At 69.3% G+C, this 21841-nt stretch carries 19 protein-coding genes, 1 tRNA gene and 1 pseudogene; 12 read left to right on the forward strand and 9 right to left on the reverse strand.

Annotation, left to right across the window (positions count from 1 at the left end; translation table 11 throughout):
* Positions 1-191 precede the first annotated feature (191 nt).
* Entirely contained in the window at positions 192-1664 is a 1473-nt protein-coding gene (locus ACKTSN_RS29595) for a glycoside hydrolase (RefSeq protein WP_409471890.1), read from the reverse strand.
* A gap of 262 nt (positions 1665-1926) precedes the next feature.
* On the opposite strand from ACKTSN_RS29595, the gene ACKTSN_RS29600 reads away from it, so the two are divergent.
* The gene (locus ACKTSN_RS29600) at positions 1927-2712 is read left to right on the forward strand and encodes a class E sortase (RefSeq protein ID WP_409474958.1); all 786 of its coding nucleotides are present in this window, start codon (positions 1927-1929) and stop codon (positions 2710-2712) included.
* Between the two features lie 151 nt (positions 2713-2863).
* On the forward strand, positions 2864-3721 hold the full coding sequence (locus ACKTSN_RS29605) for a fumarylacetoacetate hydrolase family protein (protein ID WP_409471891.1): 858 nt from the start codon (positions 2864-2866) through the stop codon (positions 3719-3721).
* A gap of 189 nt (positions 3722-3910) precedes the next feature.
* Here ACKTSN_RS29605 and ACKTSN_RS29610 read toward each other — a convergent pair whose 3' ends face one another.
* Positions 3911-4318 carry a hypothetical protein gene (locus ACKTSN_RS29610; protein WP_409471892.1) on the reverse strand — a complete coding sequence of 136 codons (408 nt, stop codon included), beginning with the start codon at positions 4316-4318 and terminating at the stop codon, positions 3911-3913.
* Between the two features lie 591 nt (positions 4319-4909).
* On the opposite strand from ACKTSN_RS29610, the pseudogene ACKTSN_RS29615 reads away from it, so the two are divergent.
* A pseudogene (locus ACKTSN_RS29615) lies at positions 4910-5041 on the forward strand (DUF5925 domain-containing protein); the annotation flags it as partial.
* A 220-nt stretch (positions 5042-5261) separates the two neighbouring features.
* Positions 5262-5828: a hypothetical protein gene (locus ACKTSN_RS29620; protein ID WP_409471893.1), complete on the forward strand. Its 567-nt coding sequence runs from the start codon at positions 5262-5264 to the stop codon at positions 5826-5828.
* A 92-nt stretch (positions 5829-5920) separates the two neighbouring features.
* On the opposite strand, the gene ACKTSN_RS29625 is transcribed toward ACKTSN_RS29620, so the two are convergent.
* The 3 genes from ACKTSN_RS29625 to ACKTSN_RS29635 form a co-directional block, all read right to left on the reverse strand.
* A complete protein-coding gene (locus ACKTSN_RS29625) occupies positions 5921-6796 on the reverse strand; it encodes an LLM class F420-dependent oxidoreductase (RefSeq protein ID WP_409471894.1) in 876 nt (291 codons plus the stop codon).
* 89 nt (positions 6797-6885) lie between these two features.
* The gene (locus tag ACKTSN_RS29630; RefSeq protein WP_224735702.1) at positions 6886-7377 is read right to left on the reverse strand and encodes a heme-degrading domain-containing protein; all 492 of its coding nucleotides are present in this window, start codon (positions 7375-7377) and stop codon (positions 6886-6888) included.
* A 20-nt stretch (positions 7378-7397) separates the two neighbouring features.
* Complete coding sequence (locus tag ACKTSN_RS29635; RefSeq protein WP_409471895.1) at positions 7398-8486, reverse strand: Gfo/Idh/MocA family protein; 1089 nt, start codon at positions 8484-8486, stop codon at positions 7398-7400.
* A gap of 47 nt (positions 8487-8533) precedes the next feature.
* Between ACKTSN_RS29635 and ACKTSN_RS29640 the strand changes: the two genes are divergently transcribed.
* The 6 genes from ACKTSN_RS29640 (at position 8534) to ACKTSN_RS29665 (ending at position 14107) form a co-directional block, all read left to right on the forward strand.
* Positions 8534-9652: an ROK family transcriptional regulator gene (locus ACKTSN_RS29640; protein WP_409471896.1), complete on the forward strand. Its 1119-nt coding sequence runs from the start codon at positions 8534-8536 to the stop codon at positions 9650-9652.
* Between the two features lie 267 nt (positions 9653-9919).
* Positions 9920-10705: a hypothetical protein gene (locus tag ACKTSN_RS29645; protein ID WP_409471897.1), complete on the forward strand. Its 786-nt coding sequence runs from the start codon at positions 9920-9922 to the stop codon at positions 10703-10705.
* A 139-nt stretch (positions 10706-10844) separates the two neighbouring features.
* Positions 10845-11624 (forward strand): HAD-IIA family hydrolase, encoded by a 780-nt coding sequence (locus ACKTSN_RS29650; protein WP_409471898.1) that lies wholly within the window; start codon positions 10845-10847, stop codon positions 11622-11624.
* Positions 11625-11729: 105 nt separating this feature from the next.
* Entirely contained in the window at positions 11730-12266 is a 537-nt protein-coding gene (locus ACKTSN_RS29655; protein ID WP_409471899.1) for a hypothetical protein, read from the forward strand.
* A gap of 6 nt (positions 12267-12272) precedes the next feature.
* Positions 12273-12938, forward strand: coding sequence for a class F sortase (locus tag ACKTSN_RS29660; RefSeq protein WP_409471900.1), 666 nt, complete (start codon positions 12273-12275; stop codon positions 12936-12938).
* Between the two features lie 140 nt (positions 12939-13078).
* Positions 13079-14107, forward strand: a complete 1029-nt coding sequence (locus tag ACKTSN_RS29665) for a glycoside hydrolase family 6 protein (RefSeq protein WP_409471901.1) — start codon at positions 13079-13081, stop codon at positions 14105-14107.
* Positions 14108-14170: 63 nt separating this feature from the next.
* Here ACKTSN_RS29665 and ACKTSN_RS29670 read toward each other — a convergent pair whose 3' ends face one another.
* The 4 genes from ACKTSN_RS29670 to ACKTSN_RS29685 all read right to left on the reverse strand — a co-directional run bounded on the left by ACKTSN_RS29670 (position 14171) and on the right by ACKTSN_RS29685 (position 19300).
* Positions 14171-16108 carry a galactose oxidase-like domain-containing protein gene (locus ACKTSN_RS29670; protein WP_409471902.1) on the reverse strand — a complete coding sequence of 646 codons (1938 nt, stop codon included), beginning with the start codon at positions 16106-16108 and terminating at the stop codon, positions 14171-14173.
* Positions 16105-18111, reverse strand: coding sequence for a glycosyltransferase family 2 protein (locus ACKTSN_RS29675; RefSeq protein WP_409471903.1), 2007 nt, complete (start codon positions 18109-18111; stop codon positions 16105-16107). The genes ACKTSN_RS29670 and ACKTSN_RS29675 overlap by 4 nt, the downstream gene beginning before the upstream one ends.
* Before the next feature lie 313 nt (positions 18112-18424).
* Complete coding sequence (locus ACKTSN_RS29680; RefSeq protein ID WP_409471904.1) at positions 18425-19138, reverse strand: FadR/GntR family transcriptional regulator; 714 nt, start codon at positions 19136-19138, stop codon at positions 18425-18427.
* An 88-nt stretch (positions 19139-19226) separates the two neighbouring features.
* Positions 19227-19300, reverse strand: a tRNA-Lys gene (locus ACKTSN_RS29685).
* A 186-nt stretch (positions 19301-19486) separates the two neighbouring features.
* Here ACKTSN_RS29685 and ACKTSN_RS29690 point away from each other — a divergent pair.
* Positions 19487-20578, forward strand: a complete 1092-nt coding sequence (locus tag ACKTSN_RS29690; RefSeq protein WP_409471905.1) for a peptidoglycan-binding protein — start codon at positions 19487-19489, stop codon at positions 20576-20578.
* A gap of 63 nt (positions 20579-20641) precedes the next feature.
* Entirely contained in the window at positions 20642-21733 is a 1092-nt protein-coding gene (locus ACKTSN_RS29695) for an SPFH domain-containing protein (protein WP_409471906.1), read from the forward strand.
* The last annotated feature ends 108 nt before the right edge of the window (positions 21734-21841 follow it).

The following is a 21841-nucleotide window of genomic DNA, read 5'->3' on the forward strand; positions in this document are numbered from 1 at the left end:
ACGGTGCCGGGCTGCTCTGTGGCGAGAACTCCCGCCGCTGTGCAGGCGAAGGTGTGGGCCGGACCCAAGACAGGTGCTTTCTCAGCGCCGGTTTTGTCTCCCACTCTGCACGTTCAGCAAGACGGCTCCGTCGTCGACCTGACCCGTGACTCCAGTTGATCGAATAATCGTCAAGACCTGACGGAGTCCTGTTAGAGCATCACTCCGTCCACCTGCAACGTCTGCACCGTCCCCGCCGCGAACGGCACGCTCACCGACTTGCCGGAGAGGTACGTGTCCGAGTACGCGCGGTAGCGGTCCGAGCCGGACGTTGCCGTGTTCCAGCGGGGGACCAGGCCGCCCGACCCGCCGGTCACCGTCGAGAAACGGGAGAGGTCGAAGGTCAGGGTCTGGGCCGAGGTCGAGGTGTTCACGGCGACTATCACCAGGCGCCTCGCCGAGGCCGAGTACGCGGCTGCCGCGTAGCTCACGCCTGTGTCGAGGATCGTCATCCCGGGGCGGATGTGGCGGCTGAACTGGGCCATGACGTAGTACTTGGGCTGGACCGTCGTCGGCTGCAACGTGTTCGCGTCGTACGCGATCATCGCCCAGCCCGTGGTCGGGTCCATCACCTGCCAGTAGCACCAGGCCGTCGGGTGCAGCCAGCGGAAGTCGTAGCAGAGGTTCGACGCCAGGGTCAGGCCCGAGGCGTCGCCGTCGCCCGTTTCGGAGTTCCAGAGCTTCTTGCCGGACGTCGTCACCACGTCCGTGTACAGCAGGTCCCGGCGGCCGCCCGAGCCCTGGTAGCCGTGCACGTTCACCTGGGACACCAGGGCCCTGGTGGAGGAGCCGAAGGAGGCCCATGTCGAGCGGGCCGTGTCGTAGTTCGTCTCGTCGGAGGCCGAGATGCGGACGCCCGTCAGGCCTCGCTTGTCCAACTCGCTGCGCATGTACGGGAGTACGGCGGCCTGGACCGCCGGGTCCATGTGGCAGCCCTCCTGCGTGCCGGTGGCGGTCCACCAACTGGACGCCGGCTCGTTGAACGGGTCCACTGTCGCGAAGTTCACGCCCCAGTTCGTACGGGCGTACGCCGCGACCGCGGCCAGGTGGGAGGCGTGCTGGCGGTAGTTCCAGGTCTGGAGGTTGTTGCCGCCGTCTGCCGCGCCCGAAGGGTTGTGGTTGTAACACATCCACCACATCGGTGAGTTGGCGAAGAGCTCGGTGATCGCTCCGCGCTGTACGGCCTTCTGCAGCATCGCGCGCTGGGCCGCGTCCGCCGTCCAGTCCCAGGCCGAGGAGGCCGGGTCCTCGTTGTTCCAGTCCTGCCAGAAGCCCTCGATCTGCTTGAAGGCGGGGATGTTGGGGGACTCCGCCATCGTCTCGCCGTTCACGCTGTTCCAGCTGCACGCGCCCAGGTTGTAGCGGGCGATGTTGAGTCCCAGGCCGGGGAGTGCCGTGCCGTTGTACGTCACCGAGTTGGTGGTGAAGAAGAGGTCGGCGAAGTCGTTCCGGTTGCCGAAGACGTTGGCCCACCAGGCGAGGGATGTGCCCCAGCCCTCCCATGTGCCGTACGTCGTCGACGGGTTGACGGCGATCGTCGCGTCCGCGTGTGCGGTGCCGGTCGCCAGGGCGCTGCCGAGGAACGTACCGCCTGCCGCGGCCAGCAGGGTTCTGCGTCGGATCATGGCTTCTCCGCCTCCATCAACTGCCGGGTGGTCGAACCGGCGTCGGGGCCCGTCCCGCTCATGCCGTCAGGAAGCATCGGGTGTGGCGGTTGGGGTTGTCGAGAGGTGTGACAGCGCTTTCTGCGGGTTTCTCGAACCCCTTTCTCAAACCGGTGGAAGAAGGATGGGCGGGAGCGTTCGAGGGTACGGACGCGTATGGGTCTGGTGACCTCGTGGCGTGGCGCTTATCGTGCGGGCGGCCCACGTGGAGGAGGCGTCCGCCATGCGCGTTCCCGTCGTGCAGCACGGCACCCGGCGCCGGCGTGCGCTGCGCCGGCGTGCCCTGTGGGCTGGAGGCGAAGCTCTTGTCACCGTCGGCGTCGTACTTCTGCTCCTCGTCGTCCACCAGCTGTGGTGGACCAACCGTCAGGCCAGGGAGGGCGCCGAGCGGAAGGTGGAGGCGCTGGAGCGGGAGTGGGGCAGTGGAGGGCGAGGAGTTGAGGAGGGAGGCGGGCAGGGGGCGGCGGCCCCCGCGGGGCCTTCCGAGGAACCCGCGCGCGAGGAGCCCGCCCGTCGGCAGCGTGCCGACCAGCCGCAGCCCTCTGCCCCCGACCCCGCCTACGCCATCCTCACCATCCCGCGTCTCGACCTCCGCGTCCCCGTCGCCGAGGGCATCAGCAAGCCGGACGTCCTCAACAAGGGGTACGTCGGCCACTACCCCGGCACCCAGCAGCCCGGCCGCGCCGGCAACTTCGCCCTCGCCGGGCACCGGAACACCCACGGCGAGCCCTTCCGGTACCTCAACCGGCTCGACGACGGCGACCGGATCCTCGTAGAGACGCAGGACGCCGTGTACACGTACGCCGTCGACCAGACCGTGCCGCAGACCTCCGCACGCGACACCGGTGTCCTACGGCCCGTGCCCCGCAGCCTCGTCCACCCCGCCCGCGGCTACCGCGACCCCGGCTACTACCTCACCCTCACCACCTGCACCCCGGAATACACCTCCACGTACCGCCTGGTGGTGTGGGGGACGCTCACCTCCATGCGGCCGGCCCCGGAACGCTGAGCACGGCACCTTACGGTCCAGTACGTGAACCGGGTCTTGCGGACTGGAACCCGACCTTGGAGGATCAACCAGTCCTCCGATGGCTGCGTTCCCGCCGCACCCGGGCCGCGGCCGATCGGAGGACCGCCCACGATCGAGGGAGATTGTGCTCATGAAGCTGCTGCGAGTCGGTACGGCCGGGGCCGAGCGGCCCGCGCTGCTCGACGCCGAGGGGGTTCTGCGGGACCTGTCGGGCCTCGTGCCGGACATCGACGGGGCGCTGCTCGCCGACGACGCGTCGCTCGGCCGGATCCGGGCCGCCGCCGACGCCGGGGAGCTGCCGGCGCTGGACGCGGCGGGGCTGCGGATCGGGCCGCCGCTGGGGCGGATCGGCAAGATCGTGTGCATCGGGCTGAACTACCACGACCACGCCCGCGAGACCGGGGCCGAGCCGCCCGCCGAGCCGGTGATCTTCTTCAAGGCCGCGGACACGGTGGTCGGACCGAACGACACCGTGCTCGTGCCGCGCGGGTCCAGCAAGACCGACTGGGAGGTGGAGCTGGCGGTCGTCATCGGACGTACGGCTCGCTATCTGGAGTCGGTGGAGGACGGGCTCGCGCATGTCGCCGGGTACGCCGTGGCGCATGACGTCTCCGAGCGGGAGTTCCAGATCGAGCGGGGCGGTACCTGGGACAAGGGGAAGAACTGCGAGACGTTCAATCCGCTGGGGCCGTGGCTGGTGACGGCGGACGAGGTGCCGGATCCGCAGAAGCTGGCGCTGAAGTTGTGGGTCAACGGGGAGTTGAAGCAGGACGGGACGACGGGCGAGCAGATCTTCTCCGTGGGGGAAGTCGTGCGCTACGTCAGCCAGTTCATGACGCTGTATCCCGGTGATGTCATCAATACGGGGACGCCGGCGGGGGTTGCGTTGGGGCAGCCGGAGCCGAAACCGTATCTGCGGGCTGGGGACGTGGTGGAGCTGGAAATCGAGGGGTTGGGGCGGCAGCGGCAGGAGTTCAAAGACGCCTAGAGTGCTCGTGGTCGGCCCGTCCGCCGCGTTGTCGAACCTGTGCGCCAGACAGTCGCACGCCGAAGACGGCGGGTCGGACTCCGCGGACGCGGGCACGCAGGACCGCGACAACAGGGCCTCCTGGTACGGCTCGGTTGGGATTGCAACCCCGAGCTACCAAGAGGCCCTGGCGCCACTGGGCGACGACCGTCACTTGAGGGTGAGGTTCTGTATTTCGGTGGTCCCCGGCGGCCTCGTGATCCTGAAGCTCTTGCCGTATGGAAGCTCGTCGCCGTCTTCGTCAACGCAGGTGACCTTGGCGTTGGCTGACAAGCCCGTCTTCGGAACCTGCGTGAAGGTCAGTGAGAATGGCTCCGCCGCGTCCTCCCCGGCGAGCTGGTCCACCTTGGCCAGCTTACCCCTGGGGGTGATCGTCACGGCAGACGGTGCCGCATTTTCGAATCGTTCGCAGCTCGCGGTTCCCGAAACCTTGACCCTTCCTGAATCCGGGTTGGCGTGTGCCGCGTCGGTCGCTGCCATGGGAACGGCGACTGCGAGCGAGGCCACGGCCACAGCGGAGCCGAGCAACCTCTTTGGCTTGCTGCTGGAATCCCGCATTTCATTCTCCACTCATCTGCTTCGGACCACTTTGACGAGGACACCGAGCTGCGTGGACATGTTTCACGGTGTCGAATCGCCACATGCGTGTGCCGTCGCGTGGGTTGATGCGCCTGCCAATGAGGGCCGTGCCCGACCTCACACGGCTCGTTCATGGGGCCGGTCGTGCTGCGCACTGGATGGCGCTGAGTGCCAATTTTGGCCGGTGCATTCCGGCTTGAGGCCGATCACGCTGCTTGCCGACAACGACTACTGCAGCCGTGGCGCCTCTGATTCGACCGTACCGATCGTGCGGCTAGGTGTCCACTTTTGGGCTAATCGATGCGATTGATTCCTCAACTGTCACAGCGTGGGCGAGTAGATGGCGACTTGGAGCGCTCAATGGGCACGGTGGCGGGCTACTTACCTTCATCGACAGTTGAGAACCTTCGGGGGTGCTGCCTGGGAATGCCGCGGCAAGGGGGCCTCGCTTGCTGAGGCACCTCATGCGCCAATCGCCAGGCAGCAGGAGATTGCTGCTGCGATACGCATGCTCCGTTGAAATGCCGTCATTCTCCGTGGATTTCGGCTGCGGGCAGCGGGCCTTCGGAGTGGCTCGGCACCGACGAGGGCGTGGGCCGGGACGGGGCAACGCCGGCGGAGCTCTTCGCCCTGCGCCGCGACTCGGGCCCGGTGGCGGTGCTCCCGGCGCAGTCGCAGGGCGCGGACTCGCAGTTGTATCTCCAGGGCGGCGGCAACGGGCGCCACCGGTCCCCGGTAGACATGTCCGGACGGGCGGGGGACGATGACAGTGACGGACTAGTTCCGGGCCGATCAGTACGTGCGCGTGGAGCGCGCACCATTCCGGCACTGCGAATGCGTCGTGGGGTGAGACCGTGTGCCCGTTCGGGTAACGGCCTCGCGATCCCTGTCACACTCCCCCACCCCAGGTGAGGAAATGACGATGAACCAGCGAACCCGTATCACTCTGTTCACCCCTCTCATGGTCGGTTCTCTCGCCCTCGGACCGGCCGCCGCCTCGGCATGGGGCCACGCTCCGGAGGCCGCGCCTACTCAGACGTGCTTCGTCGAAGCCAAGGCGGGCGATGCCACCAAGGTGACGGTCACAGGCGAGGGATTCAAGAAGGGCAAGGCGTTCCTCGACCAGACCGATGGTCAAGGCGGGGGATCCGCCACTGTGGGGGATGACGGCAAGTTCGCGTCCGGTGAACTGCCGGCCGGCAACTACAGGGCCTTCCAAGAGGGCGGTGCCAGTGCAAACTGCCTGGGCGGCCAAGCGGCCCAGGAAGCGGTCGACAAGAAGCTGATCGACTCCGAACGGAAGCGCGGCGCCAGGGAGGGTTTTGCGGACGGGAGGGAGCTGGCCCAGTCCGGCGCCTGTGACGCGGAGCCGAAGCCGCAGGAGCGACAGCGGCTGGCTCCCAGTACTGAGGCCCAGAAGGCGGCGCAGGAGGCCTACAAGAACGCATACAGCACCGCCTTCAACTCGGCGATCGACAGGTTCTGCTAGCGACTAGCCGGCCGCCGGTCGTGTAGTTAGCTCGTCCCATACCTCGGCCCGCCGACCCTCGCAGTCGGCGGGCCGAGGTCGTTCGGTATGCGCTAGCCCAGCAGGCCGGCCAGCCTGCGCCACTCCTCCCGCGGCAGGACGTCACTGGGCCCGCCGGTGACCACCTGGAGCGCGATATGGTCCGCGCCCGCCTGCTGGAAGGTCTTGATGCGGTCCCGGATGCGGTCCTCGTCTCCCCATGCGAACACCGCGTCGATGAGGCGGTCGCTGCCGCCGTCCGTGAAGTCGGCCTCGGTGAAGCCGTGGCGGAGGAAGTTGTTGGTGTAGTTCGGCAGGGCGAGGTACATGGCGAGGGCGCCGCGGGCCAGGGTGCGGGCGCGGGACGGGTCCGTTTCCAGGACGACCTTCAGCTCGGGGGCCAGCAGTGGGCCTTCGCCCAGGGTCTCGCGGGCCCGGGCCGTGTGCTCCGCCGTGACGAGGTACGGGATTGCGCCGGCCGCCCGGTCGCGGGCCAGCTCCAGCGTTTTGGGGCCCAGCGCTGCCAGGACGCGGCGGCCCGCCGGCACTCCGGCGGTGTCCAGGGCGTCGAGGTAGGCGACCAGCGACGAGTACGGGCGGCGGTACTGCTCGGCGAGCTTGGCGTGGCTGACGCCGAGGCCCAGCACGAAGCGGCCGGGGTGGGTCGACTCGAGGTCGGCGTAGGCCGCCGCGCTGTCGCGGGCCTCCTGCTGCCAGATGCTCTGGATGCTGGTTCCCACGACGATCCTCGACGTCGCCCCGATGAGCGGAGCGGCGTTGCGGGCGGTGCTGTTGCCGCCCAGCCACAGGGCGCCGTAACCGAGTTCCTCCAGTTCGGCGGCGGCCTCGGCGAGCTCGCCGCGCCGGTCCGGGTCCTCCGAGCGCAGGCCGATGCTCCAGATGCCGTACCGGCCCACCTTCTGTTTCACGGTGGCTGCGACGTCGTTCATCGGTTGCGGTCCCTCCGGCTGTGACGGCTGGTGCTGGTGACGGTAGTGCCAACCGGAGGGCCGCTCGCGTTAATCCCGCCGGACGGGTGTCAGACCTGGTCGCCCAGGTAGTGCTCCAGCGCCTCCACCACGAACCGGTGGTCCTGCAGCTGCGGCAGGCCGGACACCGTCACCGTGCCGATCACGCCGGCGCCCTCCACGGTGATGGGGAAGGAGCCCCCGTGGGCGGCGTACGTGTCCGGGTCCAGGCGGGAGGACTCCTCGAACGTCGTGCCCTTGGCGCGGAAGCGGGCGCCGACGAGGTAGGAGGCGGAGCCGTAGCGTTCCACGACCCGGCGCTTGCGGTCGATCCAGGCGTCGTTGTCGGGGGTGGAGCCGGGCAGGGCCGCGTGGAAGAGCTGCTGGCCGGCACGGCGGATGTCGATGGCGACCGGGGCCTGCCGTTCCCGGGCCAGCTCCACCAGCAGCGAGCCGAGCGCCCAGGCGTCGTCGTGGGTGAACCCGCGAAACACCAGACGGCGTTCCTGCGCCTCCAACTCCTCGATCGAGGGCGTCAGTTCAGGAGTGATCTTCGGGGTCATCGCGGGCTTGTGCGAGTTCGTCACAGCGTCACCGTCACTCCGTCGCGGGCCGAACGGCGGGCCGCTTCCAGTACGTCGAGGGCGGCGGCCGCCTCCAGGGCGGTCACCGGGTTGGCGGCGCCGTCGCGCAGGGCGGCGGCCACCGCGGCGTAGTAGGCGGGGTAGTCGCCGGGCAGGGTGGGCTCGGGGCGGCCGCCGCCGGTCAGCGGGGACTCGCCGGATCCGATACGGCCCCACAGCGACTCGGGCTCCTCGCCCCAGCCGGGACCGGGGCGCTGCCCATCCTTGAGGGCCGCCTCCTGCGGGTCCAGGCCGTACTTCACGTAGCCGGCCTGCGAGCCCAGCACCCGGAAACGCGGGCCGAGTTGGGCGGTCGTCGCGGAGACGTAGAGGTGGGAACGGACGCCGTTGGTGTGCGTGATCGCGATGAACGTGTCGTCGTCCGTCTCCGCGCCCGGGCGGCGGATGTCCGACTCGGTGTACACCGAGGCCGCGGGGCCGAACAGGACCAGTGCCTGGTCGACGACATGGCTGCCGAGGTCGTAGAGGAGACCTCCGATCTCCGCCGGGTCACCGGACTCCCGCCAGCCGCCCTTCGGCTGCGGCCGCCACCGCTCGAAGCGGGACTCGAAGCGCCATACGTCACCCAGCGCGCCCTCGGCGAGCAGCTTGCGCAGAGTGCGGAAGTCGTTGTCCCAGCGGCGGTTCTGGAAGACGGAGAGCAGCAGGCCGCGTTCCTCGGCCAGGGCGGCCAGTTCGCGTGCCTCGGCCGCCGTGCCCGCGATCGGCTTGTCGACGACGACCGGGAGACCGGCCTTCAGGGCGGCGGTGGCGAGCGGGACGTGCGTCCGGTTCGGGGAGGCGATGACGATCAGGTCCAGCTCGTCGGCCCGGTCGAACAGCTCCTCCGCCGTGGCGGCGACCCGTACGTCCGGGAAATCGGCGCGGGCCTGCTCCTGCCGCTCGGGGTTCGAGGTGACCACCGTGTCAAGGGCGAGGCCGTCGGTGGCGCCGATCAGGGGGGCGTGGAAGACGGAGCCCGCGAGGCCGTAGCCGATGAGGCCGACTCGGAGGGGGGTACCCGTCGTTCCAGTGATGCGTCCGGTCATGGGTCCACTTTCGCAACGCTGTTGCCAAAGTGCAAGCGGTGAGGAGAATGGGTGGCGTGAACAGGACGACCACGGGGGGTTCGGTGCGGGCGGCGGGCGCGAATCTGCTGGTGCTGCGCAGCCACAACGCGGCGCTCGTGCTCGGCCTGCTGCGGCGTGCCGGGCAGGACGGCATCAGCCGGCTCGAGCTGGCCGAGCGGACCGGGCTGACCCCGCAGGCCGTCAGCAAGATCACCGCCCGGCTGCGGGCCGACGGGCTGGCGACGGAGGCCGGGCGGCTGGTGTCGACCGGGGGCAAGCCGCGTACGGTGCTGCGGCTCGTGCCGGGGGCCGGGCATGCGGTGGGGGTGCATCTCGACCGGGATGAGCTGCGGGCGGTGCTCGTGGATCTGGCGGGGGCGGTGGTCGCGGAGCGGAGCGCTCCGCTGGACCTGGGGGCGGGGGCGGAGGCCGTGCTCGCGAGGGTGGTGCGGGAGGTGACGTCGCTGCTGGCGGAACGGTCGTCGGACACGGTCCTCGGGGTCGGCGTCGCGCTGCCCGGCCCGCTCGATCACGTCCGTGGTGTGCTGCATCGGGTCACCGGGTTCCCGGAGTGGGACGGGTTTCCGCTGCGGGACGTGCTGGCGTTGCAGCTCGGGGTGCCGGTTGTCGTCGACAAGGACACCAATGCGGCGGCGCTGGGGCTTGCGGTCGGGGGTGAGGGTGGGTCGTTCGCGTATCTGCACTTCGGGGCGGGGCTTGGTGGGGGGCTGGTGATCGGGGGCGCGGTGCATCGGGGGGCCCGGACTGGTGCGGGGGAGTTCGGGCATCAGGTCGTGCAGTTGGACGGGCCGTTGTGCAGTTGCGGGAACCGGGGGTGTGTCGAGGCGTTGTGTCTGGAGGCTGTGGGGCGGGGGGATGTGGAGGAGGCGGCGCGGGTGCTGGGGGTGGGGACGGGGAATTTGGTGGCGCTGCTCGATATCGACTTCATTTTGTTGGGTGGGCGGGTTGTTGCCGGGGAGCCGGAGCGGTTTGTGCGGGGGGTTGCGGGGGTGTTGGAGGAGCGGGCTCGGCGTACGGGGGAGGAGGCTGTGCCGGTTCGGCTTGCGGCTGGGGGTGCGCGGGGGGTCGCGGAGGGGGCTGCGCAGTTGCTGCTGGGGCCGTTGTTCGGGCGGGGGGACGCGTAGGGGGCGTCGGGGGCGGTTTGGTTGCCCGCGTTGCGGGGTGCCGCTGCGCCCACCCGTGCCGCCCCAGCGGCACGACTGCCCGCAGCTACGGCGGTGCGACCGCCCGCAGCTACGGCGGTGCGACTGCCCGCAGCTACGGCGGTGCGACCGCCCGCAGCTATGGCGTGCGCCCGCCCGCAGCTGTGCTCCGCTGATTGGGCGGAGTTTGCGGTTCCTGCGGGGTGGCGTCGGCCCGGGGTGGGCGCCCTCCGGCATGGTCATGTGTTCATGCGACTGTGCACGCCCGTGTCCCTCTGTACGGCGGCCTCAGCCGCCCTGCTGTTCGTTGCCGGTCCGGCGTATTCCGGGTCGGCTCCTGGCTGTGCCGCCGGGTCCGGTGGCCGCGACTTTCCGATCACCACCCGTATCCACGGCGGCCCCGATTCCTATGCCGCCGGCGGCGGCTACAGCACGTGGTCCATCGACCTCACCAACAGCACCGCCCGCCCCTGTACCGGCATCCACCCGGTCGTCGTCCTCGTCGACAAGGGGCGGACGCTGACGCCGACGCAGCCGAAGCTGGAGTTCTACGAGCGTGCCCGCCTGCACCCGGTCCGGTTCGAGAGGACCGACGAAGACGAGCTGGTCGGCGCCTTCGACGGTTTCGCGGGGTTCACCGTGGCGCCCGGCCGGACCCTGACCGTGCGGGTGCGGCTGGCGCTGACCCCCGACGCCGTACCGAACGAGATCACCGCGAACGCCGCGGTCGTGCAACGGCGCGACAACGACGGCGACTGGGTCGGTCAGTCGAACGACTACCGTTTCCGCGTCGAGGCCAAGCCCGACACCGAATCCAGCACCGAGCCCAAACCCAAACTCAAACCCAGTAGCGACTCCGGCACACACACCGCCCCCGACGCCACGCCCACCACCCCCGCCCCGGACGGACAGCTGTCGTTCGCCGACGAGCTCGCCCGCACCGGCCTCGGCACTCCGCGGGGCGCGCTCGCCGCCACCGCCGTACTGCTGGTCGCCGCAGGCTGCGCCCTGGTGGTTGTGCGGAGGCGCCGCTGAGCACCTGCGTCGTCCCGTGGCCCGAGTCGTGATCGACGGGGTCAGGATCAGCCACTCCTGACTACCCTGGGGGCGTCGGTACGCCGTGGTTCCGGCGCCCCGCTCGTTCTCGTACGCACGCCAGGAGTGATCGACGCACATGCCAGACCGCAAGCCCATCGAGTCATGGCTCACCGACATGGATGGTGTGCTCATCCACGAGGGCGTACCCATCCCCGGCGCCGACGCCTTCCTCAAGAAGCTGCGCGAGTCCGGAAAGCCGTTCCTCGTCCTCACCAACAACTCGATCTACACCCCGCGCGACCTGCATGCCCGGCTGAACCGCATGGGCCTGGAGGTGCCGATCGAGAACATCTGGACATCGGCGCTGGCGACGGCGCAGTTCCTCGACGATCAGCGGCCGAACGGCACCGCGTACGTCATCGGCGAGGCGGGCCTGACAACCGCCCTGCACGAGATCGGATACATCCTGACGGACCACGAGCCTGACTTCGTGATCTTGGGCGAGACCCGGACTTACTCCTTCGAGGCCATGACGAAGGCGGTCCGCCTGATCAACAACGGCGCCCGGTTCATCGCTACGAACCCTGACGAGACGGGACCCTCGACCGAGGGTGCGCTTCCCGCCACGGGCGCCGTCGCAGCTTTGATCACCGCAGCGACCGGCAAGAAGCCGTATTTCGTCGGCAAGCCGAACCCGCTGATGATGCGCGCCGGGCTCAACGCGATCGGGGCCCACTCGGAGACCTCGGCCATGATCGGCGACCGCATGGACACGGACGTACTGGCGGGGCTTGAGGCCGGTATGCGGACCTTCCTCGTCATGACCGGAGTGACCCAGCCGAGTGAGGTCGACGTGTACCCGTACCGGCCGTCGAAGGTCGTGGACTCCATCGCCGATCTTGTGGACCGCGTCTGAAACCGCCCCGGAGGTAAAACCCACCCGTACGGCGTAGTCCGGACCCCGCCGAGGATGCGGGGCCGGGCCGCGCGGGGGAGTCTCCAGAGTGTCTGGAGGTTCACGATGGGTTCACTGCGACTCACTCTTTGTACCGGCGTCCTGGCCGCCGTCGCCGCGGTCGGCCCGCCGGCAAGCGCGGCGGACGGCGGTGTCTCGGTCAGCCCCTCGACCCCGGGGCCCGGCAGCGACCTCGCGCTGCGGGCCACCGGCTGCACCGGCACCACCGGCACCGCGGCCTCGAAGGCCTTCGTCTCCGACGCCGAGCTCACCGGCGGGGACGGCACGCTGGCCGGCGAGACCCGCGTCCGCTCCATGGTGGGGCCCGGCCGCTACGAGGTTCACGTCATCTGCGGTGGCGACAAGTCCAAGTCGATGAAGTCGCACGTCACCATCGGCAACGCCTCGGCCGCGCCGAGTGCGCCCGCCTCGCCGATCGCCCCCGTCAAGGCGGGCGGCGGCGGGACCGCCCACCTCGCGTCCGTGGACACCCGCACGACCGGCCCGAACACCGCACACACGGTGACCGGCCTGGTCCTCGCGGGCGCCGCGGCGGTGGCCGTCGTCCTGCGCGGCACCCGCCGGAGCCGTAGGACGGGCTGAGCGACCATGTCCGACCGGGAACACTTCTCCGGCACCGGGCGGATGCTCATGGGCGTGGCCTGGGCGGTGCTGCTGCTCGGGCTGTGGCTGTGGGGCCGTGAGGTGACCGACGTACGGCACGGCATATCCGCGCCCATCACCGGCGACATGGCAGCCGTCGGACGGCCGCCCACGGCGGACCTGCCGCCCGCCGCCAAGCCCCTGGCCGCCGCCCTGCCGCAGCGCCTCGACATCCCCGGCCTGGGCGTGCAGGCGCCCGTCGTGGCCCGCGGCCTCGATGCGCAGGGGGCGATCGATCCACCGCCGTACGACCAGCCGGGCGTCGTCGGCTGGTACGCGAACGGGGTGAAACCGGGCGCGGTCGGCACCGCGCTCATGGTGGGCCACGTCGACACCGAGACCCGCCCTGCCGTCTTCTACCGGATCAGCGCGCTGCAGCCCGGCGAGACCATCCGGGTCGTCCGCGCCGACGGCCGGGTCGCCGAGTTCACCGTCGACGACGTCCAGGTCCTCAGCCGCGACCACTTCGACGCCCAACAGGCCTACGGCGTACGCAAGTCGGGGCGGGCCGAGCTCCGGCTGATCACCTGCGGCGGCACCTACGACCGGGTCAGCCGCAGCTACACCGCCAACGTGGTCGTGTCGGCCTACCTCACGGGCACCGGTCCCTGAGCCTGCCTTCCCGGCGCCCACTCACCCGGCCCCGTCGGCCGCCTGTAACAGCTCACGGACAAGGCGCGGGCGACCTCGTGAGGGCAGCGCGACGTATGTCAGGATTGAGACTTGGAACAGTGCACCCAAGGGGGAGTTGGATGTACCGCAGCAGGGGGGTGACCGGAGTGCGGGCGACCGCGGTGGCGCTGGGGGCGGCGCTGCTGATCGCGGGATGCTCTTCCGGCGACGGAGACGGCGACGGTGGCGACACCGGCGGCTCGGGCGCCGGGATCACCCAACAGCCCAAGGACGCCGCGCCGTTCTGGGTCAACCCGGACGGCACCGCGGCCCAGCAGGTGGCCGACTACGAGAAGAGCGGCAAGGAGTCCGAGGCGGACACGATCCGCAAGATCGCCCAGCAGCCGACCGGCGAGTGGCTCAGCCCGGAGAACGCGGAGGAGCAGGCCCGCGGCTTCACCGAGGCGGCGGCCGAGGCCGACCGCACGGCGCTGCTCGTCCTCTACAACATCCCGCACCGCGACTGCGGGCAGTTCTCGGGCGGCGGCGCCGCCGACGGCAACGCATACCGGGCGTTCATCGACAGCGTCGCCAAGGGCATCGGTGACCGCGGTGCGACGGTGATCCTGGAGCCGGACGCGGTGCTGCACATGGTGGACAACTGCACACCCGGTGAGTACCACGAGGAGCGCTACGACCTGCTCAACGGCGCCATCAGCAAGCTCAAGTCCCTGAAGAACACCAAGGTCTACCTGGACGCGGGCAACGCCGGCTGGGGCAAGCCCGACCAGATCTTCGAGCCCCTGAAGTGGGCGGGCATCGACCAGGCCGACGGTTTCTCGGTCAACGTCTCCAACTTCTACACGACCGAGGACTCCATCGCGTACGGCAAGGAGCTCTCCGCCAAGGTGGGCAACAAGCCGTTCGTGATCGACACCAGCCGCAACGGCAACGGCCCCTACACCGAGGGCGACCCGGGCGAACGCTGGTGCAACCCGCCGGGCCGCGCCCTCGGCGAAACCCCGAGCACCAAGACCGCCGACCCCCTGGTCGACGCGTATCTGTGGGTCAAGCGCCCGGGAGAGTCGGACGGCGAGTGCAAGGGCGGTCCCAAGGCGGGCGAGTGGTGGCCCGAGTACGCACTGAAGCTGGCGCAGGCGAGCGAGTAGCGTCGCCCGGTACGCAGTTGGGGGCGCCCTCCGTCACGGAGGGCGCCCCCACTGACGTATGAGCTACGGAATCCGCACCCACTGCGCCTCGGACGGCGTCCCCTCGTCATCGGCCACGAACAGCATGTACCACCCCGCCTGCACCAGATTCCGGTTCTCCGGCACCGTCACGGTGACCTTGTTGCCGGACGTCTTGAAGTCCAGCGCGATCGACCGCTGGTCGACATCCGTCACGTGCGTCGAAGCGCTGGGCCGGATCAGCCGCACCTTCTTGATCGACGACGCATGCTGCGAGGTGAACGTGCCCGTCTCACCGCGTTCGATGGTCTGCGGCCCGCCGGACAGCGAGGGACGCGCGTCGCGGAAGAGATACGGCGGGCTGTAGATCTCGATCCGCTGCTCGAACTTTCCCGGCTTGGTGTTCGCCTTGTCGCTGAAGAGGGAGTCCGAACCGAAGAACATCACCCGGCCGTCGGGCAGGAGCAGCGAGCCCGAGTGGTAGTTACGGCCCACCAAGGGATCGGCGACCCGGTCGAGTTCGTTGGTCTCCGGATCGTACAGCCGCGCCTCGAGGATGTTGGAGTCACTGCGCCCGCGGTAGTCCTCCGAACCGCCGGAGACCAGCACGCTGTCGTCCGGGAGGACCGAGGCCTGCGGATAGCGGGTGCCCTTGCCCAGCGACGGCCCGTCCACGAACCGCGGGTTGTCGGCCTTCAGATCGACGATCCGGGTCTTCTCACTCGACAGCTTGGACTCACCGACGCCACCACCGCCGATCACCATGTACTTCTCGTCCTGCGCCGGCGGCAACAGCACGGTGTTCGCGGTCTCCAGCATGTTCGCGTCGCTCATGCCGGGCACCTTGGTGAACTTGTTGGTGTCCACGTCCCAGACGCCGGGATCACGCCCCACGTCGTCCGGCCCGTATCCCGCGTTCGCTCCCGAGTAGAAGACCTTGCCGTTCTGCATCAGGAACAGCGCCGGGTACGTCGGGAACTGCCGGACCTTGTCGGTGTAGGTCCACTTCTTGGTCTCGGGGTCGTAGATCTCGTTCTTGCCCGGCACCAGCTGGCCGATGTCGTCGAGGCCGGAGACGCTGAGGATCTTCCCGTCGCTCAGGGTGGTGAGCGTCGGGTACCAGCGGGCCTCCTTCATCGGGTCGACCTTGATGTACTTCTCGGCGACCGGGTCGAACTCGTAGGCGTCCCGGATCCCCTGGAAGTCCTTCTTGTCCAGGGCGAGCTTCTGCGCGATGCCGTACGTGTTGCGCGCGTCGGCGCCGGTCAGGCCCTGGACGGTGTAGTTGTCCTGGGTGCCGGTCTCGTACTTGGCGCCTTCCTTGGCGGCCTCGACATAGATCCGGCCGACGCCCGGGTCGTTGCCCAGGAACTTTCCGGTCTCCTTGTCGAACTGCTTCTTGGCGCGCGGGACGAGGACCGGGTCCTTGGAGACGAAGGTCTTGCCGTTCTCCTTGCCGGTGAACCGGGTGCCCGCGGGCAGGGTGATCGGCTTGTCCGGGTTCTCGTTGTAGACGATCATCAGGCCGCCGGCCTTCTTCACGTCACCCTGGAGTTTCTCGTACCGCTTGGTGCCGCCCGCGATCAGCAGGTTGCCGTTGGCGAGCTGGGTGTGGCCGGTGCAGAACAGGTCGTTGGGCGTCGGCACCTTCTTGATGGTGTTCTTGACCGGGTCCCAGATCCGGGTGTCGAACTTCTTCGCGTCGAAGTTGTCCTGGTTGTTGCCCGACCCGGCCACCAGCAGGATCTTGCCGGTGCGCAGCAGCGCCGCGTGGATGGTGTTGAGGCGGTACTCCTCGGGGAACTCGACGGTCTTCCAGTGGCCGTTGTCCGCTTTGTACTCGGGTCTGTTGATTTGGTACTGGTGGTACTTCTCGGACCCGACCCGGTAGAGCCATGGCCCGTTCATCCCGGCCAGCGCGATTACCACCGCCGTGCCTATCGCGAGTCGACGGGCGCGGCGGCGGCCGGCACGGTCGTTCATTCCTTACGTCCCCCAAGTCCACCAAGGGCGATCTGCATGGTCTGGTCGTTGCCCTCGTTCGAGGCCGCCCAACTGGGCCGCTGCTGCGGGGCGTGCGGCGCGTACGGAGCGGGCACTCCGTGCGCCGGGGTCGGTGTGGGCACCCCCTGCGCGGGCGTCGCAGTGGGCACCGCGTCCTGCGGCTCCGGCCCGGCCGGGTCGGCGGGGTTCTTCCTCTCCTGCCGCAGCTGCCAGCGCCAGGCGAAGATCGGCGTGGCGGTGATCAGCATCGCGAACGACGCCCAGATGATCATCGCGGGGTGGGAGTGGCCGTAGTAGAAGCCGGCGGCGATCGAGGCACCGAAGATCAGGATGAAGTACCAGTGGTACCGGAAGGTCCCGAACCACCGGTCCGGGCTCGCCGAGTCGCCCTTGGGCGTGACCACGAACTTGCTCTTGCGGCGCAGCACCGAGTCGATCAGCGCCTTGGCGTAGAGCGGCGCCGACAGCGCGGACATCACCATGCCGGCCACACCGCCGGAGCCCTCCGGCTCGTGCGGCGAGACGTTGTGGCGGCGGTTCCAGACGTACAGACCGATCTGCAGGGCGGAGGCGTTGCCGTAGAGCATCAGCCAGATCGTCGGGTCGATGTTCACACCCGAGGCACCCAGACCCAGGAACAGCGCACAACTCAGCGCCGCGAGGATCCAGTTGAGGGCCGACATCGGGTAGAAAATAATCATCATCGTGTAGTTGAAGAGCTTGCTCGGCGGCAGCGAGTACCAGCCCTTCCAGTACTGCTTGAGGATCGTCTCGTACGTCCCTCGCGACCAGCGCATCTGCTGGGTGAAGAAGTCCGTCCAGGCGCTGGGGCCCTCGCCGACCGCGAGCACGTCCGGGGTGTAGACCGAACGCCATTTCTTGCCTGTGGCCGGGTTCTTGTGGCGGTGGATCTCGAAACCGGTCGCCATGTCCTCGGTGATCGAGTCGTACAGACCGCCGATCTGCTTCAGTGCCTTGATCCGCACCGCGTTGGAGGTGCCGACGAACATCGGGGCGCCGTAGCGGTTGCCGGCGCGCTGGATCAGCGCGTGGAAGAGGAACTGCTGGGACTCGGCGGCCTTGGTGACGAACGTGTCGTAGTTGCCGTAGACCTGCGGGCCGATCACGAAGCCGACGTCCGGGTCGCGGAAGAAGCCCAGCATCCGCTCCAGGTAGTTCGGCAGCGGTACGTGGTCGGTGTCGACGGACGCGAAGAAGTCGTAGTCGTCGCCGTGTGCGTCGAGCCAGGCGTTGTAGTTGCCGTGCTTGGTCTTGGCGCGGTGCGGGCCCTTGGCCTGGTTCCACTTCGCGATCCCCTTGCGGGAGAAGTGATGCACGCCGAGCCGGGCGCAGACCTCCTTGACCTCCGGGTCGTCGCCCTCGTCGAGCAGCCACACGTGCAACAGGCCCCGGTGGCGCAGCTTCACGGCCGCCTCCAGGGTCTTCGTCACCATCTCCAGCGGCTCCTTGCCGGGCACGAAGGAGGTGAGGAAGGCCACTCTCGTGCCGGTTTCCGGAACCACCGGGATCGGGTCGCGGGCGACCAGCGTGGCGTGCGCGTTGGACAGCACGTTCATGCAGCGGAAGAACTCGATCAGACCGATCGAGACCAGCATCACGATGTCCAGCGCGGGCAGGAAGTCGTAGGCCGGGTAGTCGCGTTCGGTCCAGTGCTCGGGCTGCAGCAGCCAGGCCAGCAGCACCAGCGAGAGCAGCGGTGCCGCGGCGAGCATCAGGGCCACGCGTATCCGGTGCGGCTCCTGCGAGATCAGGGAGCGGTACTGCACCCTGTACGGCTTGTTCGGATCGGGCTGGGTGAGGGGGCCCGCCAACCGGCTGTAGTGCTCGTAGTCGTACCTCGGCAGCGTCTTCTTGATCCGGCGGAAGGTCCCCGTGTTGCCGGTCCGGTGCGAAGGCACCCTGAGCTGGGTGGTTTGTGACGGGTCGAAGTTCTGCCGGGCGCCCGTCGGCGTCGACGTCATGAGTCATCCCCCCACACGCGGTTCAGCGCGTGTCTGTCGGTTCCTTTCGCCTGTTCAGGGCCCCCTCGGCCGTCACAGACGTGTCAGTGGTGTGCCGCAGTCACCACGTCATCCACACTCTATAGACATGGAACTACGACGTTCCGGTTGCATGATGCCCCCCTCGGCATCGCTTCACGAACGGGGCCCCTCTCCCCGCAGCACCGGCAACCGGTTTCGTGCCCCCCAATTGGCGCGTATCCGCAGCCTCTTGCAAACCAGGGTTCTACGCCGTTCAGCATGATCGCAAGATGCGATACACGGTATTTACCGGCTATACGCGCTCATTGGGACGCAAGTTGGCGTTCGCTGGTGCGCTTGAGGCCAGTCGTGCACGAATGTTGCCGAAGTGGTCCCTTATGGCCTCCTCCGCTCGGATCGAGTCACCGGACCGCACCGCTTCCAGGATCTCCCGGTGCTGCCGGCAGGTGACCCTCGGGTCCTGCGGCACCTCCACGAGATCCCTGCTCACGCGGTGGAAGGCGTCCCAGAACGCCTCGAGCACCTCGCTCAGCAGCACGTTGTCCAGCCCTCGGTAGAGGGTGGCGTGAAAGGCCCGGTCGGTCTCGGCGAGGCCGGCGCCTTGCGCGGCCTGCTCATCCATACGGTCCACGAGGGCGTCCAGTTCAGCGAGGTCCGCCTGCGGGAGCCGGCCCGTGAGCCGGGAGACCAGTCCCGTCTCCACCGCCTCGCGCAGTTCGAGCAGCTGAAGCAGGGAGTCCTCCCCGCGACAGTGCCCGGCGACCGTGCGAAACGCGAGGCCCTCGATCATCGGGGCGAACGACATCCGGCCGACGTAGGTGCCGAAGCCGTGCCGTATCTCCACGATCCCCATCGCCTGGAGCCCCTTCAGGGCCTCCCGCACCGAGTTCCGGCTCGCGCCGAGGAACTCCATCAGCTCGGGCTCGGTCGGCAGCGGGGACCCGGAGGTCAGCCGGCGGTCGACGATGAGCTTCTTGATCCTCTCCTGGAGGTCACGCGCTGCCATGGCCAGAGGGTAACCGGCCAAATGAGGGGAGGCCCCGCTTCCGGTCACGCAAAAGGCCCCTCGCTGCTGCGAGAGGCCTTCCGGTCGGTGCGCCGCCAGGGACTCGAACCCCGGACCCGCTGATTAAGAGTCAGCTGCTCTAACCAACTGAGCTAGCGGCGCGTGCTGACGTCGTTAACTCTACATGACCTCTCGGGGTGCTCCGGACCACGGGAGCTGGGCCGATCCTCTCCTCCAGGGGCCCTGTACATCGTTCGGACCGTCAACATGCGCACCGGGAACACAGTTGTGAAACTGATCAACGTGCACAGGTCTGGACATTTCCATCTGGAGTGTGAGGGGAATCGCATGGAGCCTCCGGTATTCGAGGAATTCGATCCCACGAGCGACTGCGACTGCCCCGGCTGCGCCCACTGGCGCCGCGTGCCCCATGTATCGCCGCATTCCACCGTCGGCCGCCCGGCCGCGACCCGCGCGCTGGCCGTCGCCGCCATGGCCTCGGCGGCACTCGGCGTGAGCCATACCGCCCCCGCCCTGGCCATCCCCCACGCCCCCCATCGACCCGGCGTTCCCGCAGGTGACACGCCCGGCACCCCCCAGGGCGGCAGGGCCCCGCTGTACGGCCCGGGCGGGGCACCGGCCAAGCCGGCGGGAGCCGCCCCACTGCCCGAGATCACCCGCGCGGAGATCATCAACCGCGCCAAGAAATGGGTCGCGGAGAAAGTGCCGTACAGCATGACCGACTACTGGACCGACGGTTACCGGCAGGACTGCTCGGGCTTTGTCTCGATGGCCTGGAAGCTGCCGGGAAACGAGTGGACCGGCTCCCTCCATGAGTTCGGGGTGCGGATCACCAAGGAGGAACTCCAGCCCGGCGACATGCTGCTGTTCCACAACCCGGACAACCCGCAGAACGGCTCGCACGTGGTCCTTTTCGGCGGCTGGACGGACTACACCCACACGTACTACATCGCCTACGAGTCGACCCGCCCGCACGCCCGCAGGCAGACCACGCCGTACGCCTACTGGAACAACTCCGACCGTTATGTCCCCTATCGCTACAAGGGCGTCAAGGCGGACGTGACCGGTGTGGAGGAGAGCGCCGCGCCGCAGGACACCGCCGTGCCGCAGGACACCAAGGAGGAGGGCAAGGCCGTTCACGCCGGAGCGGCCGGTCCGCTCGCGCCCGCTTCGCGGGTCCCGGCCTACCCCGGCCGGGGCATGTTCCGGCCAGGGGCGGACAACGCGCACGTCACGCTGCTCGGGAAACAGCTCGTGAGGAAAGGGTTCGGCAAGCACTACGCCGGCACCGGGCCGGGACCGCGTTGGGGCGAGGCGGACCGGCGGAACGTCGAGGCCTTCCAGCGCTCCCAGGGGTGGCGGGGCGGGGCGGCGGACGGCTATCCGGGGCCGGAGACCTGGCGGCGGCTCTTTTCCTGACCACCTGTACCACCTGCTGCACCACCTGTTCTGACGCATCTGGCGCGGAGGCTGGAGGCACACATGACCACGACCACTCCCCAGCCGCCCGGGTCCGGCGGCGCCGACGGGGCCCCGGCCCGGTCCGCCCGGGTGATCCAGAACGAGACGACCACCGAGATCCCCGTCCATCTGCTGTTCCGCGACGACCCCGACCCGGTGTCCGTGCCGCTCAGACCGACCGTGGTGAACCGCCGCCAGGGCACCGGCGAGCAGCCGCGGCTGCGCCGCCCGGCGTCCGCGAAGGACCGCTCGGTGGCACAGGTCGACCCCGACCTGGTGGAACGGCCCGCGCGGGCGCTGCCGGGGGCGGTCGGGGTGCTCGCCGGTGCCGCCGGTCTGGCCGGGTGCGCGGTCACCTCCTGGTGGGCGGGCACGCTGCCGCCGTTCGCGGGGGCCGGGCTCGGGCCGGCGCAGTGGGCGGCGTACGCCGGGGGTGGGGCGCTCGGCCTGTTCGGCTTCGGGGGACTGTCCCGGGGCCGCACCGGGCGGGCCTGGGTGCTCGATCTGTTCGGCCGCTACCGGGGGACCGTGCGGCGCACCGGCCTGATGTGGGTCAACCCGCTGCTGCTGCGCCGCCGGGCCGATGTGCGGCTGCGGCACTGGCGCAGCGAGCCGATGCCCGCGGCCGACCGGAGCGGGGTGGCGGTGCGGGTGGTGGTGCTGGTGGTGTGGCGGGTGCGGGACACCGCGCGGGCCGTACTGGGCGTGGAGGACCACGAGACGTATCTGCGCGAGTGCGTGGAGGCGGGGCTCCTGCGGGTGCCGGTGGAGATGCCGGCCGGTGCGCGGGCCGACGTGGAGGCGGCCACGGACGCACTGACCCGGCTGGTGGCGGCGGACGTGGCGCCGGTCGGGCTGGAGATCTTCTCGGTGCAGCCGGTGCGGATCGAGTACGCCCCTGAGGTCGCCGCCGCGATGCACCGCCGCCGGATCGCCGCGCTGGACGCGCAGCACCGGGCGAGCGTGCTGACGTCGGTGGTCGACTCGGTGGAGGACACGGTGACGCGGCTGACCATGCGCGGGCTGGTGGAGCTGGACGACTACGAACGCAAGGTGCTGGTCAAGGACTTGACGGTGGCGTTCTGCGCGGGGCGGGGAGAAGCAGGTCCGTGATTGGTATGGACACGTCTTTGATATGGACACAGCCAACTAACGGCAATACGCTCAGACTTGGTCTAGACCTGCAAGCTCGCTGAACTTCCCCCACGTTCTCCAGGAGCG

Origin of the sequence: Streptomyces flavusporus (genome assembly GCF_046267975.1) — a bacterium.
Classification (GTDB): Bacteria; Actinomycetota; Actinomycetes; order Streptomycetales; family Streptomycetaceae; genus Streptomyces; species Streptomyces flavusporus.